We start from the raw sequence: 17,609 nt of genomic DNA on the forward strand, positions 1-17,609 counted from the left end.
GTCACTGAACAGTGCCGACGTGAGGTCATTATAAGCTGGCACGTCGTGAACGCTGACCCGTGGGATACGGATGCTGCTCTTCCTGAGCAGTTTCGGATTCGCCGGGACAAGCGTGCTCGTTTGTTGGCGGAAGGGCGCGACCCGTATCCGGTCGCCATCGAACGCACCCATACCCTAGCTGAGGTTCGTGCAGCCTATTCTGACCTGACGACCGACTCCGCTACCGATGACATCGTTGGTATCGCGGGTCGGGTGATATTCGCCCGTAATTCGGGGAAACTGTGCTTTGCGACACTGCAGGACGGTGATGGCACCAACCTGCAGGTGATGATCAGCCTCGACAAGGTTGGTGCCGAAGCGCTTTACGCGTGGAAAACTGACGTCGATCTTGGCGACATCGTTTATGTACACGGGAACGTGATTAGCTCGCGTCGTGGCGAGTTATCAGTTCTTGCCGATTCCTGGCAGATGACATCCAAGTCGTTGCGGCCACTGCCCGTCGCGCATAAGGAGATGAGTGAAGAATCGCGGGTGCGACAGCGTTATGTCGACCTGATTGTTTGCCCGCAAACGCGAACAGTAGCTCGTCAGAGAATCGCCGTTATCCGTGCTATACGGACTGCGTTAGAACGACGCGGGTTTCTCGAAGTTGAGACGCCTATGTTGCAGACGTTGGCTGGCGGTGCTGCGGCCCGGCCGTTCGTAACACATTCCAATGCCCTGGACGTCGATCTGTACTTGCGGATCGCACCTGAACTGTTCCTCAAGCGATGCATAGTCGGTGGTTTCGACAAGGTCTTCGAACTTAATCGAGTGTTTCGAAACGAAGGCGCCGATTCTACGCATTCTCCGGAATTTTCCATGCTAGAGATCTACCAGACTTACGGAACCTATGACGATTCGGCGGTCGTTACCCGAGAACTTATTCAAGAGGTGGCCGACGAGGCGATCGGGACCAGACAACTGCTGATGCCCGACGACAGCGTCTACGACATAGATGGAGAATGGGCGACGATACAAATGTATCCATCCCTGTCTGCTGTGCTGGGTGAAGAGATCACGCCGCAGACGTCGGTCGATCGGCTGCGAGCCATCGCGGATCGGCTTGGCCGCGAGATTGGCCCAAACATTCTTGACAAGCCCAGTTACGGACATGGAAAACTCGTCGAGGAACTATGGGAGCACACAGTGGGCAACACCCTGAGCGCGCCCACATTTGTTAAAGATTTTCCGGTAGAGACAACTCCTTTGACCCGCCAGCATCGAAGCATCCCCGGAGTGACCGAGAAGTGGGATCTTTACCTGCGGGGAGTTGAACTGGCCACGGGATACTCTGAATTAAACGATCCGGTCGTACAGCGGGAAAGATTTGGTCAACAAGTTCGTGCTGCAGCCGTCGGGGAAGATGAGGCGATGGCACTTGATGAGGAATTTTTAGCGGCATTGGAGTACGCGATGCCGCCATGCACTGGAACTGGAATGGGTATCGACCGGTTGTTGATGTCTTTGACTGGACTGTCAATTAGGGAGACCGTTTTGTTCCCGATTGTTCGGCCGCACTCCAACTGAACTGTTCATGTTGTGTCGAGATTGAGTATGCGGTGTTCTTATGGCAGATTAGTATCTGGGGAGGTTTGATCCAAACTGCTTAGGAAGAAACGTGAGGGTAAGATAATGGCGAAGAAAGTGACCGTCACCTTGGTCGATGATTTCGATGGTGCGGGCGCCGCCGATGAAACGGTCGAATTCGGGCTTGACGGGGTGACCTACGAGATTGACCTTACGAACAAGAATGCCGCGAAACTGCGCGGCGATCTGAGGCAATGGGTGTCCGCCGGACGCCGCGTCGGCGGTCGGCGGCGAGGCCGTTCCAATTCTGGACGCAGCCGTGGGGCGATCGATCGCGAACAGAGCGCGGCGATCCGTGAATGGGCTCGTCGGAACGGGCATAATGTGTCGACTCGTGGTCGTATTCCGGCCGACGTTATCGACGCATTCCATGCGGCGACTTAAAAAGTTGCGTATTGACACCCGGACCCTTAGTGCCCGGGCGTCAATAACTTTTGTTGCTTTCGTTGTTGGCAAACTGATCGTCAGCAGCTGGCGGATAAGATTCGGCGGTTTCCTCGTTTCTGGGGTTAAGAACCTGGTGTCGTAGGGCTGAGGCCTCAGATACTTCAAGCCACTGGAAACGGCAATGTTGCCGACCATTACAGTGGACGACAGGTACACGGTTCCGGCCCCTGGGCTAGAACGGGTCGTATTTATGTTATGGTGTAGGAAGAGCAGGTAACCGCCGATGTTCGAAAGATTTACCGATCGTGCCCGCAGGGTGGTCGTCCTGGCGCAAGAAGAGGCCCGGATGCTAAACCACAACTACATCGGTACCGAGCATATCCTGTTGGGTCTGATCCATGAAGGCGAAGGCGTCGCGGCGAAATCGTTGGATTCGCTGGGGATTTCACTTGAAGGCGTTCGCAGCCAGGTCGAGGATATTATCGGCCAGGGTCAGCAGGCGCCGTCGGGGCACATCCCGTTTACACCTCGTGCCAAGAAGGTTCTTGAGCTAAGCTTGCGTGAGGCGCTGCAGCTCGGCCATAATTACATCGGGACCGAGCATATTTTACTGGGCCTTATTCGGGAGGGGGAGGGCGTGGCTGCCCAGGTGCTGGTCAAGCTGGGCGCCGAGTTGACTCGAGTGCGCCAGCAGGTGATCCAGCTGTTGAGCGGCTACCAGGGCAAAGAAGCAGCCGAAGCGGGTACTGGAGGCCGGGGCGGAGAATCCGGTAGTCCATCTACTTCTTTGGTGCTCGACCAGTTCGGCCGAAACCTGACGTCTGCTGCTATGGAGAGCAAGCTGGATCCGGTCATTGGTCGCGAAAAGGAAATTGAGCGAGTGATGCAAGTGCTGAGCCGGCGCACCAAGAACAACCCGGTGCTGATCGGCGAGCCCGGTGTCGGCAAGACCGCTGTCGTCGAGGGTCTTGCTCAGGCCATCGTGCACGGTGAGGTTCCCGAGACACTGAAAGACAAGCAGCTTTACACATTGGATCTGGGCTCGTTGGTAGCCGGCTCGCGCTACCGCGGTGACTTCGAGGAGCGCTTGAAGAAGGTACTTAAGGAGATCAACACTCGCGGTGACATAATCTTGTTTATCGATGAGCTGCACACCCTGGTAGGTGCCGGTGCCGCCGAAGGGGCGATCGACGCCGCCTCGATCCTCAAGCCCAAACTGGCCCGCGGTGAGTTGCAAACCATTGGCGCCACGACCCTCGACGAATACCGCAAGTACATCGAGAAGGACGCCGCCTTGGAGCGCCGCTTCCAGCCGGTGCAGGTAGGTGAGCCAACGGTGGAGCACACTATCGAGATCCTCAAGGGCCTGCGGGACCGCTACGAGGCCCACCACCGGGTATCGATCACCGACTCGGCGATGGTGGCCGCCGCCACCCTGGCCGACCGCTATATCAACGACCGATTCTTGCCGGACAAGGCGATCGACCTGATCGACGAAGCAGGAGCCCGGATGCGAATTCGCCGGATGACCGCGCCACCAGACCTGCGCGAGTTCGACGAGAAGATCGCCGAGGCCCGCCGGGAGAAAGAGTCGGCGATCGACGCCCAGGATTTCGAGAAGGCGGCTAGCCTACGCGATCAGGAGAAGCAATTGGTAGCTCAGCGTTCAGAACGCGAAAAGCAGTGGCGTTCAGGTGATCTCGATGTTATTGCTGAGGTTGACGACGAGCAGATTGCCGAGGTACTGGGCAACTGGACCGGTATCCCGGTATTCAAGCTCACCGAGGCTGAGACTACTCGGTTGCTCCGTATGGAGGAGGAGCTGCACAAACGGATTATCGGCCAGGAGGATGCCGTCAAGGCCGTGTCCAAGGCGATCCGTCGTACCCGCGCCGGGCTAAAAGACCCCAAGCGCCCGTCGGGTTCGTTCATCTTCGCCGGACCATCCGGTGTCGGTAAGACCGAACTGTCTAAGGCGCTGGCCAACTTCTTATTTGGCGACGATGATGCGCTCATCCAGATCGACATGGGCGAGTTTCACGACCGGTTCACCGCGTCGAGGCTGTTCGGCGCTCCGCCGGGATACGTCGGTTACGAGGAGGGCGGCCAGCTCACTGAGAAGGTGCGGCGCAAGCCGTTCTCGGTGGTGCTGTTCGACGAGATCGAAAAAGCGCATCAGGAGATCTACAACAGCCTATTGCAGGTGCTCGAAGACGGGCGGCTTACAGATGGACAGGGTCGCACGGTAGACTTCAAAAACACCGTGCTTATCTTTACATCCAACCTTGGTACTTCCGACATCTCCAAGCCGGTCGGTCTGGGCTTCACCCAAGGTAGTGGTGAGAACGACTACGAGCGGATGAAGCAGAAGGTCAACGATGAGCTGAAGAAGCACTTCCGCCCAGAGTTCCTCAACCGCATTGACGACATCATCGTCTTCCACCAGCTGAGCCGTGACGAGATCATCCGGATGGTCGATCTCATGATCAGCCGGGTCGCTAACCAGATCAAGGCCAAAGACATGACGCTGCAGTTGACCAACAAGGCCAAGGCCTTGTTGGCTAAGCGTGGCTTCGATCCGGTGCTCGGTGCTCGCCCGCTGCGGCGTACTATCCAGCGCGAGATCGAGGACCAGCTCTCGGAGAAGATCCTCTTCGAGGAAGTTGGGCCAGGGCAGGTTGTCACCGTCGACGTCGATAACTGGGATGGTGAAAGCCCCGGCGAGGACGCGAAGTTCACTTTCACTGGGACCCGCAAGCCGGCGACAGAGCCGGATCTGGCTAAGGCCGGAGCACACAGCGCTGGCTGTCCTGGCCCGGTCGAGCAATAGGCTACGCCATCCAGGTCGACTGGCGTTGTTAATTGCTTATCTCGCTGCGTATGCGGCGAAGTATAAGGTAGAGCATCGCGGGAGCCGCGGTGATTCTTGACTTGTTTGCGCACACCTGGAAATTAGCGCCGCTGCATAGTTGTCCCGCCGCTCAAATGGTAGGTAGCAGTGTTACGATTCGTAAGGAATTAACCAAGCGAGGTTTTTTCTGGCGCCTGCCAGTAAGATTACCGCCGAAGATCGATTTCGCTGACATATATTTCGGCTTGGTTCCTTACTCGCTTTTGGCAACTGCCAATGAGTGGCGGAATGTAGCTAATGAGATGTTTGAAATAACTCGTTCGTTCGAAAAAGCGCAAATTGTGTTATAAGGTTAGTGGTTAGTTCTCTCGGCAAAAGATGGCCGCAGCGACTCCGCCATTTCAGAAGTGGCCATGAAAGGTTGCAGTTGGTACCCTGCGACGGTCAAACAGATCGGTAAGGTTGTTGCAGAGTATAACGGAGCTGCGTGAATCGGCGATGCCCCGCACGACGTTGATGAGAATCTATTACGGTAATATACGCTAGCTGCATCCAACGCGTTCGGGAAACACGATGAGGAACTCGCCACAGCTCCAGAAGCAATATTTTCTTGTACTGGTGAAGTAAACAAGCAGGCGTCGTAGGCTTGTGCAATAGGCGTGGCTAAGGGGTTGGAGCAGTAGAAGTTGCCACTGAAAATTGTCAACGAGGCTGGCAACTGGAACGTCAAGGCAATAGCGGGTTAAAGCAGCGAGCTGTCTGGCTGCTTATGACGTCGTCGCTGTTCATGGTCTAGGCCGGCGTGGTATGCATTAGGCCAACAAAGTGATCAACAACGTGAGGCTGTGTGCAGGACAGGAGTTTGAGAGCATCACCTCGAAGTGGCGGAGTTCCCTCACGCCAGGTGTGGTTGTGCTGGTTGTTGGTGGTTATTTCTTGCTGGTTTGGTTTTGTGTGGTTGAGGGGTGTGGTGGGTTATGTGGTGGGGATCGGTGGTGTGGGTTGTGTTGGTGGTTTAGGGTTGGTCGCGGCGTAGGTGGGCTGCTTGCAAGGGCCGCCGAGTAGTTGGTGTTGGTCACCGGCCGCGACATCGAAGCTGGCGATGCTGGGGGTGCGTCTGGTGTGGCGGGTGGCCGGGGATCAGTTGCGCTTTTCTGGTGATGTGTTAGCCCGCCACGCGCACAAGTCACCAGATCACGCCGTGGATGGCTTTTATCTTCCTTCCGCGGTCGATCCCCACAAAAAGTCAAGTACTGCCCTAGGCTAGAGCACCGCCGTACGCGTCATCACCGGCTGCGAGGTCATCGACGAACTGTGAAACCAACACGGCACCAACACAGCCGGGGGCACACCGGCTGGCCGAGGGCCGGTGAACAAACAGACACCCCACAGCCATAGCATGCACCCGAAAGCGCCCCCAACACCCAGCGCCAACAAGATCTAGGCTAGCCCACCAAACTCCCGACCGTATCGGCCAGCGATGGCACACCAGAACACTACTTCACCTGCCACCTATGAAACCGACCAACAATTCCTGCCACAAACACCAACACCCCCGGCCACCACACAACAACGTGAGATCGCAGATCCCGGGAACCGCTGCAACTATGTGCAGGCCTTGAACAGACCAAGTTGGGGTCCGCATGTGTGTGGCAGGGTCGGCAGAGGAGACGGGACCGGCAGTTTGAGGGTGTGGGCAGGCCTGCGAGAATTGCTGGCGGCTTCGGTAGCTCTGGGGACAGGGCCGGAAGACCCGCGACGGACGCGGGAACACCCACCAACGCCGGAAGCCTTCGCTACCGGCCCCAAGCCCCGCCGCCAGTGCCGAGTTGACCGACGTCAATAGCGACGACTTGCCGAGCGCTAGTAGCAGAAACATCGGGGCCGTCGCCCAGTGCCTGTCGGATATCTAACGAAGGTATACCCGGGGTAGTTTAACCCCACTAGCAATGAGTGGAGATCTCCCGCTATCGATGACGGGATGCCTTGTGCGGGATTCAGCAGCCCGGCTACACTGCCGGATTCAGAGTTAAGACCGAAAGCGATAACGAACGCTAAGCCGATTATATTTATATTCTAGTGCCAGGAGGGCATAGGCCAAATCCCCCCCAAGACCTGTACGGCAGTTGATGATCGACCCAGGCTGCGCTCTGTGTAATCTCGAGGTTAACCCAGAAGTCGGAGTAGGCCAATACCAAACCCGGGGGACGGCAAACCCAGGTAGGCTCAGCAGGGCGAGATCGGCCAATCCGGAAGATGATGGTTAGCCTGCCTCCCTTCAGGCAAACCTGCCGGCATGCTCAGGTCGAGCACGTCGGATAGGCCCGGGTCGGCGAGGATGGGCAGCGCGGTCGGCAGGGCCTTGGCCGCTTGTTGCTAATGCTTGGAAAGGGCATCCCCGACTCCCGATTCGCGATATAAGGGTTTATGCGCTAGAACATAGGTACGCGGGGCCTGTGTTGTGAGCGTTATCAGAAATTTCGTCTGGCTAACCGACCGACGCTGCGGTTGCGATGGAATCTAGCCCGAGTATAGGTGCCGCCTTATGCAGGCACTCCTGCAGTTCGGCGTCGGGATCGGAGTCGGCGGTGATCCCGCCGCCTACTCCCAGCACAGCGTTACCGATGGTGTCGAATTCGACAGTTCGGATCGCGACATTCAGCTCACATCCGGCGATTGGCGACGCTAAACCAACTGTGCCGCAATATATTCCGCGACGGCTACGCTCCCATTCCGAAATCAATTGGCGGGCCCTTAGCTTGGGGGTCCCAGTGATCGAGGCCGGGGGGAAGGTGGCGTCTAACAGCGCCGCCATTGGCAGCTCGACGGGAACCTGGGCCGTCACCGTGGACACCAGGTGCCACACGCCCGGAGCGTGCCGTACAACCAACAGCTCAGGCACGGTTACTGTGCCGGTAATGGCTACCCGGCCGAGGTCATTACGCACCAGATCCACGATCATGATGTTTTCAGCCACCTCTTTGGCCGAAGCCTGTAATGCCGACGGCCAGGCCGCCAACGGCAGGGTGCCTTTGATCGGGCTAGACGTCACGCCGGCACCACGGCGTCGAAGGAATAGCTCCGGGGATAGCGATGCCACCGCACCCCACGGTCCAGCGACATAAGCGGCACGCGCCGGCGCGGTACGTGCCACCACAGCGATGAAGAAGTCCAGCGGGGCCCCGGTGACTGTTCCGGTGAACTGTGTGCACACACACGCTTGGTAGATCTCGCCGGCATGGATCGCTTCTAGGCAGGCAAGTACCCCGTCGCGATGGCCCCCCCAGTCGGTCCTATCCCAGTCTACCTGGCAATTTCGCACAGGTCCCGGCGTTGTTGCTAATGCGGCAGCCAGCCAACCGGGCATCGGTGCACCGGAGAGGCTCTCGTACCACCATTGCGCGCCACGGTCGCGACGCAGCACACAGTCGGTCCAACCTCCAGCGGCTTCGGGTATCCGGTTCGGCTGCTTGTCGGCTGCAGGGTCTGGGTAGGACAGGTAGCCGACCCAGCCTCCGCCTACTGCTGCTGCCGAATCGGGTGTTCGTGCGCCTAACTGGACTGCAAAAGCGTCGTTGACATTCACCGGTTGTACCGACAGACTCGGCGCGATTACGGCCATCGCGTCGAACCACTCGCCGGTCAGCGCGGCAGGCGGCGGCAAATCGAGTCCGGTTGTGGCGTCGCCGAGAGAGCGCAACACCTGGGGTGCGTCGCCAAGATTGCCGAGCCGCTCGATTCGCACCGCACTAGCTTGACAGAACAGCGCATTTTCTCACTCCAGGTGTCATCTAAGTTGGATTAGCCTGCCTCTAGCTCTGCCACCGACCCGCGGTGTTACTAACTACGAAAAGGGCTTGCGCTACATCATCAAATATCACGTGTCGATGACGTCGAGTGCCAACTTCCCGGGTCGGGATTTGAAATCGGCGATAGACCCGAGGTTGTATCAACTTTGGGCGCAAGCAAATGCCGTCGCTGGTTACCGGTACTCGGTCGAGGCGTGATCGGGATCGCAATCGATACAAGGTAAAATGGCGAAGATAGCCGTCGTTTGGACCAACTACGGCTCCGCGGCTGCCAGCGAAAATTGGCAACTCAGCTATAAAGTTTGGTGGATTCCTCGAGCGCAGTGGTTCGCACGTTACCGGCAACGGTCAAACTCAAGACGTTGGTCCGTGATGACTTCAGCCAATCGCGCGAAGAGCCTGGCCAGCATCGACCAGTGAAGCTACACCCGCCGACCTGGTCGGCTTGGCACCGGGGTATTATACGCTGCGGGCGTGGGTGGAATGGCAACAGCCCAAGCCAGATGGTCCACAGGTGGTGAAATTGTCCGCCGATAGCATTGTCTCGCAACGGCCGAGATCTCTCCAGGTCGTATCCAGCTGCTACGCTCGATATTCCTCGCGGAAATCTGACATCCGCCAACGGCCAATGACATTGTGCGTCTTCTAGACCGAGTCTGCCGAATGGAAAAGTCGTTGACTTTCCAGGATAATTAACCAATGACGTGAGTGGGTGTATCGCGAATTCTCAACAGATTCTTTGGCACCGGCTAGCTGGCACGCGTGAAATTTCGAGTCGATCCGAAATTATTGTATTTAGGGCAATTATATATTATACTACGATTGTCGGTGCTGATTTGTCCAGACTCGCACAAGCTGGACATCACTAAAAACTACTGCCTAGGTGGTCAATGGGGTTTGGCGATTTGGGGTTGTGAGACGTCGAAAGGTACCCCGACCAGTCCTACTGGCACTAGTGGATGCAACCAACAGTGCATCTAACTAGGGTGATTATAGTAATAGTGACTGCGTCAGCAACCGCGGCAACAATGTTTTCTCAGCCTCGCCACCGTCTGGTGGCTGCTATGCGGCAATTTCGCCTCCGAAGCTTGCTTTGACCGTAACGGGTGGTGGCCGCGACCTGACCACAAAGCCCAGTGACCGGGGTCACCGGAGTCCCCTGATTACTCCGTTCCACTCACTCGATTGCGGATGTTTGTCTCGTTCGGCCCCACTACGCCCGATTATTTGTCTCACTCTCGTCGCTTAAGTGTAGTTCTCTCCGCCTGCTCGACTTCACGGGTTCCGCGCACTCGGCGCTTCTGAAGGCTGGTAGCGGGGGAACACACCGGTGGGTGGCGGCAGCGCCGTACCGGGGGCCAGCCGCACACTGACGGCCGTAAACGCCCTTTGGTCTTCGTCCTGGCCAAGCAAGTCCAACATCTTGCCGGCCGATTCCGGCATAACGGGCTGGACGAGCAACGCCGCAATCCGCACTACCTCGCAAGTCGTATAGAGGACGGTACGGAACCTGGCCTGATCCGCTTCGGACTCGCTCTTGCGTAAGACCCAGGGCTGTTGCGACGAAAAGTACTTGTTCGCCTCGCCGAGCATCAGCCAGATAGCTTCCAAGGCCAGGTGCATCGCTTGTCCGTCAAAGTTGCTGCGCACCCGCTCCAACAAGCTGTCAGCCGTCGCGAAGAGCGCAGTGTCGGCGGAGGTGAACTCACCGGGTTCAGGCACCAAACCGCTCAGATTCTTGGCAACCATCGACAACGACCGCTGCGCTAGATTGCCGAGCTCGTTGGCCAGGTCGGTGTTTATCCGGGTGATGATCGCCTCTTCGCTGTAGTTGCCGTCCTGGCCGAACGGGATCTCGCGCAACAGAAAATATCGGACCTGGTCCACGCCGAACGTTTGCAACAGCATCATCGGGTCGACGATGTTGCCCACAGACTTGCTCATCTTCTCGCCGCGGTTGTGCAAGAACCCGTGTGCGAAAATCCTTCGCGGCAACTCGATGCCCGCCGACATCAAAAACGCTGGCCAGTATACGGCATGAAATCTGATGATGTCTTTGCCGATCATGTGTAAATTAGCGGGCCAGTAACGACTGAACAACTCCGAGTCGGTTTCCGGGAACCCGGCCCCGGTGAGGTAGTTAGTCAGCGCGTCGATCCAGACGTACATGACATGGTCAGGATGTTCTGGGACCTGTACACCCCAGTCGAATGAAGTGCGCGAGATCGAGAAATCTTCCAGCCCACCAGAGACAAAGCTAATCACTTCGTTGCGACGCACTTCGGGTCCGATGAAGTCGGGGTTGGCGTCGTAGTGGTCCAACAATTTGTCGACATATGCCGACAGTCGGAAAAAATAGGTCTGCTCTTTCTCGGTCCAGGTGACTGGCGTGCCGGTTTCTGCTGCTACTCGGGTGCCGTCCTCGAGAAGTCTGGTTTCCGAATCGACGAAAAACCGCTCGTCTCGCACCGAGTACCACCCGGAATAGGCGCCTAGGTAGATGTCGCCAGTCGCATCCATCCGCCGCCAGATTTCTTTAGCTGCCTCGTGGTGGTCGACATCGGTGGTGCGGATGAACCTATCGAAGGAAATGTGGAGTTCCTCTTGCATGCGCTGAAATACATCCGAATTGCGCCTGGCAAGTTGCGTGGTCGGCACGCCGGCGGCTTCGGCGGCCTGTGCGACCTTCAGACCGTGCTCGTCGGTGCCGGTCAGGAAGCGCACGTCGAAGCCGTCGAGCCGCTTGAAGCGGGCAATTGTGTCGGCGGCGATATATTCGTACGCGTGACCAATGTGCGGCGCAGCGTTGGGATACGCGATGGCAGTGGTGACGTAGTAAGGTTTCATCGACAATCCACCTTATTGTGTGCGCGTGAGTTTTAATCGCATAGTTAAACAAGACGCGCCTCCTGCGCCGGAACCCTTGTCGCCGTTGGTAGACGCCCATACCCACCTCGACGCGTGCGGCGCTCGCAACGCCGATGACGTGAATGCCATTGTTGAGCGAGCCGCGGCTGTCGGCGTGGTTGCGGTCGTTACCGTCGCAGACGACTTGGAATCTGCGCGTTGGGTCACCGCGGCCGCCGGGTGGGACCGGCGAGTGTACGCGGCGGTGGCGTTGCACCCGACGCGCGCAAACGCGCTCACCAGTGCCGCTCGGGCCAAGATTGAACGACTGGCGTCCCATCCTCGGATGGTGGCTGTCGGCGAGACCGGTATGGATCTGTATTGGACCGGTCGCCTCGACAGTTGTGCCCCACCTGACATGCAGCGCGAGGCGTTCGCATGGCATATCGATCTTGCTAAGCGATGTGGCAAACCGCTGATGATCCACAACCGGCAAGCCGATGCGGAGGTGCTTGACGTCTTGCGTGCTGAGGGCGCCCCCGAACAGGTAATCTTTCATTGTTTTTCGTCTAATGCTGTGATGGTCCGCCGCTGCGTAGACGCCGGGTGGATGTTCAGTCTGTCCGGGACAGTGAGTTTCCGGAATGCTCATACCCTGCGGGAAGCCGTTCCGTTAATCCCAGTGCAACAGCTTCTGGTGGAAACCGACGCGCCATTTTTGACCCCGCATCCCCACCGCGGTCTAGCGAATGAGCCCTACTGCCTTCCTTACACCGTTCGGGCCATTGCTGAACTGGTCGAAAGCTCCCCAGAAGAGCTGGCGCAAATCACCACTAGCAATGCTCTACGCGTGTATAAACTAGGATCTGGATAGGTTTAGTTGCCCATCGCCCCCTCGCCATTCCGACGCGGAATGTAACTTGGCCAGCCCAGAAGCGAGAGAGTTTCGTCGTGATTTCTCTTACATCTTGCGCGTCAGAGTTGCCCTGTCTTGGCCAGTTCGTTATCTTCTTGTTATCCACTAGTTGGGGGCTATTTTTTGTAGTTTTTTGAGCCGAAAAGGTCGATGATATCTGGTTGCTGAGGTGGTCGGGGTAGGCGAGCGTTGAACGTATTAACGAAGCTCGATCAGACCCCGTCGACAATGTTGCGGTTTGTAGTTGGGATGCTGCTTTTGGTCCTCGCGTTCGCTGGTGGTTACGCGGTCGCCACATCCAAGACAGTGACATTGACTGTCGACGGAACCTCTATGCGGGTGATGACCATGAAATCACGGGTGATTGACATCATTCAAGAGAACGGGTTCGCCGTCGGCGAGGGTGACGATCTGTATCCTGCCGCTAACGTGTCGGTTCATGCCGCCGACAACATCATGTTGCGGCGCAGCAGACCACTACAGATTTCTTTGGATGGTAAAGAGGTCCAGCAGGTTTGGACGACGGCATCCACTGTGGACGAGGCGCTGGCCCAACTTGCGATGACCGACACGGCTCCCATCGCGGCTTCTCGCTCCAGCCGTGTTCCACTGACTGGTATGGTGCTGCCTGTCGTCAGCGCCAAAACGGTCCAGATCAACGACGGTGGTGCGGTGCGCATGGTGCACCTGCCGGCGTCGAATGTCGGAGGGTTGCTGGCCGCTGTCGGTATTCCGCTGCAAGCGAGCGATCAGGTGTCGCCGAGCGCGACCTCACCGATAGTGGAAGGTATGCAGATCCAGGTTACCCGCAACCGCATCGAAAGAGTCACCGAGCGGATTCCGCTACCCCCGAGCTCCCGTCGTATCGAAGACCCGGAGATGAACATCAGCCGTGTGGTCGTCGAGGACCCGGGCACCCCCGGCACACAGGATGTGACGTTCGCGGTGGCCACAGTCAACGGTGTCGAGACCGGCCGGCTGCCCGTCGCCAATGTGGTGGTGGAGCCGGCCCGCGAAGCGGTGATCCGGGTGGGTACCAAGCCCGGTACCGAGGTGCCCCCGGTGAACGATGGATCTATCTGGGACGCCATCGCGGGCTGCGAAGCCGGTGGTAACTGGGCGATCAACACTGGTAACGGGTATTATGGCGGTGTCCAGTTCGACCAGCGCACCTGGGTGGCCAACGGCGGCTTGCGATATGCGCTCCGTGCTGACCTTGCTACCCGGGAAGAGCAGATCGCGGTTGCCGAGGTGACACGGGCGCGCCAAGGATGGGGTGCTTGGCCAGTGTGCAGCGGAAGAGTGGGTGCACGCTGACCATTCGGCTGCTCGAGCGTACCGAGATCAAGCGGCTGATCAAAGAACTTAAATGTCGGCCACGAAAGTCTCTCGGCCAAAATTTCGTGCACGACGCCAACACAGTGCGACGTGTGGTTTCGACCTCAAGAGTGAACCGGTCTGACGTCGTCCTGGAGGTTGGTCCTGGCTTCGGGTCGCTCACTTTGGCACTGCTAGACAGCGGCGCTGCCGTCAGTGCTATAGAAATTGACCCACTGTTAGCGGGTCGGTTGCTGCAGACGGTTGCTGAGCATTCAAATAACGAGATCCACCGGCTCACGGTGTGCAATCGTGACGTTTTATCCCTTCGCCGTGGTGATCTGGCTACCGAGCCGACGGCGCTAGTTGCCAACCTGCCGTACAACGTTGCGGTTCCAGCGTTATTGCATTTGCTCGCCGAATTCCCGTCCATCCGGACTGTGACTGTGATGGTGCAGGCCGAGGTCGCCGAACGGCTTGCCGCCGAGCCAGGTGGCAAGAATTACGGCGTGCCCAGTGTCAAGCTGCGTTTCTTTGGACGGGTCCGTCGCTGCGGCATGGTGTCTCCAACTGTTTTCTGGCCGATTCCTCGTGTCTACTCCGGTTTGGTACGCGTCGACCGCTATGCGACCTCGCTATGGCCGACGGATGACGTCTTCTGTCAGCAGGTATTCGAGCTGGTGGAAATCGCATTCACCCAGCGGCGAAAGACATCTCGCAACGCCTTTGCGGAGTGGGCGGGTTCGGGTGACGAATCAGCGAATCGATTGCTTGCTGCCAGCATCGATCCTGCCCGTCGCAGTGAGACGCTGTCCATAGATGACTTTGTCCGACTGCTGAGATGTTCCGATGATCGGGACGACGCGGTGGTGCGGTCTGCTTCGGCGAGCTGACGGGCGGGTTGGTTGCCCGCAGCGATAGTCTGCTGCGGTGTTCGCGTCTGATGGCAACACCACTACCCAGTGGATGCCCACCGGGTCGGTTACCGTTCAGGTGCCCGGGAAGGTTAATCTCTACCTCGCTGTTGGTGATTGCTGCGACGATGGCTACCACGAGGTGACGACGGTTTTCCATGCCGTATCGCTGTTCGACCAGGTTACGGTGCGCAACGCCGATGTGCTATCGCTCGAGCTCATCGGCGAGGGCGCCAACCACGTGCCTACTGACGAACACAACATCGCCTGGCGGGCGGCCGAGCTAATGGCCAAGCACGTTGGCCGAGCGCCGAATGTTTCGATCATTATCGGCAAGTCCATTCCGGTGGCCGGGGGGATGGCGGGTGGGAGCGCCGATGCGGCCGCGGTGTTGGTTGCGATGAACTCGTTGTGGGAGCTTGGTGTGCCCCGCCGAGATCTGTGCATGCTCGCGGCGAAGCTAGGCAGCGACGTGCCGTTCGCCCTACAAGGTGGTACCGCGCTGGGGACCAGGCGCGGTGAGGAGCTAGCTACCGTGTTGTCCCGCGCCACTTTCCACTGGGTGCTGGCGTTCGCCGACAGCGGTTTGCTCACTCCGGCGGTGTACACCGAGCTTGACCGGCTCAGGGATGTCGGAAATCCACCACGGCTTGCCGGACCCGGGCCGGTGTTGGCCGCCCTGGCCGCCGCCGATCCCGAGCAGTTGGCGCCGCTGCTAGGCAATGAATTGCAAGCAGCCGCGGTCAGCTTAGACCCGGCGCTACGGTGTGCGCTCCGCGCCGGTATGGAGGCAGGTGCGCTCGCGGGCATTGTGTCTGGCACGGGCCCGACCTGTGCATTCCTGTGTACCTCGGCGACCTCGGCGATCGATGTCGGTGCGCAGTTGGCAGGGGCGGGTGTCTGCCGCACTGTTAGGGTCGCCACCGGGCCGGTACCCGGTGCTCGGGTGGTACCTGTGCCCACGAACCGAAGTCTGAATGACATGTGAAATCCAACTCAAATTAAGTCATCGTTTGGCATTTACTTAAGAAAATTTTAAGATACCTCCCGGTGATGTCGACGCTGTGTCGGTGGGCGATTAACGAATCGTCGGGTCACCGCTGATGCGAGATCTAACCGCTCCCCAGCTGTGCACGTGTACCTGCTACACAGCGACGTCCAGCAGGCGGAACATGATATCCAGGTTCTTGGCAAAACACCTGAACCGAGGAGGGTTTGTGAGCAGGTTTACCGAGAAGATGTTTCGCAACGCCCGTGAGTCCTCCAAAGGCATGGTGACAGGTGAGCCACACAATCCGGTTCGTCACACCTGGGGTGAGGTGCATGAGCGCGCTAGCCGAATAGCTGGTGGGTTAGCAGATGTTGGTGTTGGTCACGGCGATGCGGTCGGTGTGCTCGTTGGCGTGCCGGTGGAGATTGCTCCGACCGCGCAAGGGCTGTGGATGCGCGGCGCTAGCCTAACCATGCTGCATCAGCCCACCCCGCGGACCGACCTGGCGGTATGGGAAGAAGACACCGCCACCGTCATCGACATGATCGAAGCCAAAGCGGTCATCATCTCCGACCCGTTTATAGCAGTAGCGCCAGTGCTGGAGGCTCGCGGTGTCAAGGTGGTGACCGTCGAGCAGTTGTTGGCAGCGGATCCGGTCGACCCGATCGAAACCGACGAGGACGATCTGGCGCTGATGCAATTGACATCCGGCTCCACGGGTTCGCCCAAAGCTGTTCAGATCACTCACCGCAACGTGTATTCCAATGTCGAGGCGATGTTTGTCGGCGTCAGGTACAACGTCGAGAAAGATGTGATGATCAGCTGGCTGCCGTGCTTTCATGACATGGGGATGATCGGGTTTTTGACCGTGCCTATGTACTTCGGCGCCGAGCTGGTCAAAATCACCCCGATAGACTTCCTGCGCGACACCCTGCTGTGGGCCAAACTAATCGACAAATACAAGGGCACCTTCATCTGCGGCCCGAACTTTGCCTACTCGCTGTTCACCAAGCGGCTGCGTAAGCAAGCCAAACCTGGCCAGTTCGACTTGTCGACTCTGCGGATTGCGATGTCAGGTGCGGAACCGGTGGACCCGGCGGACGTCGAGGACTTGATCGACGCGGGCAGGCCGTTCGGCTTCAGGCCGGAGGCCATCCTGCCAGCATATGGAATGGCCGAGACCACACTGGCGGTGTCGTTTTCACCGGTTGGAGAGGGGTTGCTTGTTGACGAGGTGGATGCCGACCTGTTGGCGGCGCTACGCCGCGCGGTGCCGGCCACCAAGGGCAACATCCGCCGACTGGTTTCGCTCGGTCCGCTGTTGGACGGCCTGGAGGCCCGTATCGTCGATGAGGATGGCAATGTGCTTCCACCCCGAGGGGTCGGCGTGATCGAGCTGCGTGGTGAGTCGCTGACCTCGGGCTACATCACGATGGGCGGTTTCATTTCGGCCCAGGATGAGCACGGCTGGTATGACACTGGCGATCTCGGCTATCAGATGGAAAACGGTCACGTTGTGGTGTGTGGTCGGGTCAAGGACGTCATCATCATGGCTGGCCGCAATGTCTACCCGACCGACATCGAACGGGCGGCGGGTCGGGTTGATGGTGTCCGCCCGGGTTGTGCGGTGGCCGTACGACTCGACGCCGGGCATTCGCGTGAAACCTTCGCTGTTGCTGTAGAGTCAAACGCTTTCGAGGACACCGCCGAGGTGCGCCGCATTGAGTATCAGGTGGCGCACGAAGTGTTCCAAGAGGTGGACGTGCGGCCACGCAACGTGGTGGTTCTCGGCCCGGGAACCATTCCGAAGACGCCGTCAGGCAAACTGCGGCGGGCCAGTTCCGTTACCCTCGTCACCTAGCGTTCTACCCGAAGCCGAGCGGATGCAAACTGCCGTAGTTTGCGGCTTGTCGTTGTACGGACAGGCGCGCTCGTGACACGCAGCTGA

General features: G+C 58.5%; 13 protein-coding genes and 1 pseudogene. 11 read left to right on the forward strand and 3 right to left on the reverse strand.

What is annotated here, in order from left to right; all coding sequences use genetic code 11:
- Positions 1-45: 45 nt before the first annotated feature.
- From lysS to MLPF_RS01355, 5 genes are all read left to right on the forward strand, one after another.
- Positions 46-1,569: a lysine--tRNA ligase gene (gene lysS / locus MLPF_RS01335; RefSeq protein ID WP_045842350.1), complete on the forward strand. Its 1,524-nt coding sequence runs from the start codon at positions 46-48 to the stop codon at positions 1,567-1,569.
- Between the two features lie 105 nt (positions 1,570-1,674).
- On the forward strand, positions 1,675-2,013 hold the full coding sequence (lsr2, locus tag MLPF_RS01340) for a histone-like nucleoid-structuring protein Lsr2 (protein WP_045842343.1): 339 nt from the start codon (positions 1,675-1,677) through the stop codon (positions 2,011-2,013).
- A 286-nt stretch (positions 2,014-2,299) separates the two neighbouring features.
- Complete coding sequence (gene clpC1 / locus MLPF_RS01345; RefSeq protein WP_045842344.1) at positions 2,300-4,846, forward strand: ATP-dependent protease ATP-binding subunit ClpC; 2,547 nt, start codon at positions 2,300-2,302, stop codon at positions 4,844-4,846.
- Between the two features lie 883 nt (positions 4,847-5,729).
- A complete protein-coding gene (locus MLPF_RS01350) occupies positions 5,730-5,903 on the forward strand; it encodes a hypothetical protein (protein WP_237817228.1) in 174 nt (57 codons plus the stop codon).
- Positions 5,904-6,134: a hypothetical protein gene (locus MLPF_RS01355; protein WP_237817102.1), complete on the forward strand. Its 231-nt coding sequence runs from the start codon at positions 5,904-5,906 to the stop codon at positions 6,132-6,134.
- On the opposite strand, the gene MLPF_RS01360 is transcribed toward MLPF_RS01355, so the two are convergent.
- Both MLPF_RS01360 and MLPF_RS01365 read right to left on the reverse strand, forming a co-directional pair.
- Complete coding sequence (locus tag MLPF_RS01360) at positions 6,131-6,301, reverse strand: hypothetical protein (protein ID WP_237817104.1); 171 nt, start codon at positions 6,299-6,301, stop codon at positions 6,131-6,133. The two genes, MLPF_RS01355 and MLPF_RS01360, sit on opposite strands and share 4 nt — an antisense overlap.
- Before the next feature lie 1,054 nt (positions 6,302-7,355).
- On the reverse strand, positions 7,356-8,612 hold the full coding sequence (locus MLPF_RS01365) for an aminodeoxychorismate synthase component I (RefSeq protein ID WP_045842352.1): 1,257 nt from the start codon (positions 8,610-8,612) through the stop codon (positions 7,356-7,358).
- A gap of 100 nt (positions 8,613-8,712) precedes the next feature.
- On the opposite strand from MLPF_RS01365, the pseudogene MLPF_RS01370 reads away from it, so the two are divergent.
- Positions 8,713-9,308: pseudogene (locus MLPF_RS01370) on the forward strand (hypothetical protein); the annotation flags it as partial.
- Between the two features lie 643 nt (positions 9,309-9,951).
- On the opposite strand, the gene metG reads toward MLPF_RS01370, so the two are convergent.
- Positions 9,952-11,523: a methionine--tRNA ligase gene (metG, locus tag MLPF_RS01375; protein WP_045842354.1), complete on the reverse strand. Its 1,572-nt coding sequence runs from the start codon at positions 11,521-11,523 to the stop codon at positions 9,952-9,954.
- 19 nt (positions 11,524-11,542) lie between these two features.
- On the opposite strand from metG, the gene MLPF_RS01380 reads away from it, so the two are divergent.
- The 5 genes from MLPF_RS01380 to MLPF_RS01400 all read left to right on the forward strand — a co-directional run bounded on the left by MLPF_RS01380 (position 11,543) and on the right by MLPF_RS01400 (position 17,522).
- The gene (locus MLPF_RS01380; RefSeq protein WP_045842355.1) at positions 11,543-12,397 is read left to right on the forward strand and encodes a TatD family hydrolase; all 855 of its coding nucleotides are present in this window, start codon (positions 11,543-11,545) and stop codon (positions 12,395-12,397) included.
- 231 nt (positions 12,398-12,628) lie between these two features.
- Entirely contained in the window at positions 12,629-13,756 is a 1,128-nt protein-coding gene (locus MLPF_RS01385) for a resuscitation-promoting factor (RefSeq protein WP_201775231.1), read from the forward strand.
- Positions 13,711-14,649, forward strand: coding sequence for a 16S rRNA (adenine(1518)-N(6)/adenine(1519)-N(6))-dimethyltransferase RsmA (gene rsmA / locus MLPF_RS01390; protein ID WP_045842357.1), 939 nt, complete (start codon positions 13,711-13,713; stop codon positions 14,647-14,649). The genes MLPF_RS01385 and rsmA overlap by 46 nt, the downstream gene beginning before the upstream one ends.
- Positions 14,650-14,686: 37 nt before the next feature.
- Entirely contained in the window at positions 14,687-15,658 is a 972-nt protein-coding gene (locus MLPF_RS01395; protein ID WP_193386708.1) for a 4-(cytidine 5'-diphospho)-2-C-methyl-D-erythritol kinase, read from the forward strand.
- Between the two features lie 229 nt (positions 15,659-15,887).
- On the forward strand, positions 15,888-17,522 hold the full coding sequence (locus MLPF_RS01400; RefSeq protein ID WP_045842358.1) for a fatty acyl-AMP ligase: 1,635 nt from the start codon (positions 15,888-15,890) through the stop codon (positions 17,520-17,522).
- Positions 17,523-17,609: the final 87 nt, after the last annotated feature.

This window comes from Mycobacterium lepromatosis (assembly GCF_000975265.2).
GTDB classification, from domain to species: domain Bacteria; phylum Actinomycetota; class Actinomycetes; order Mycobacteriales; family Mycobacteriaceae; genus Mycobacterium; species Mycobacterium lepromatosis.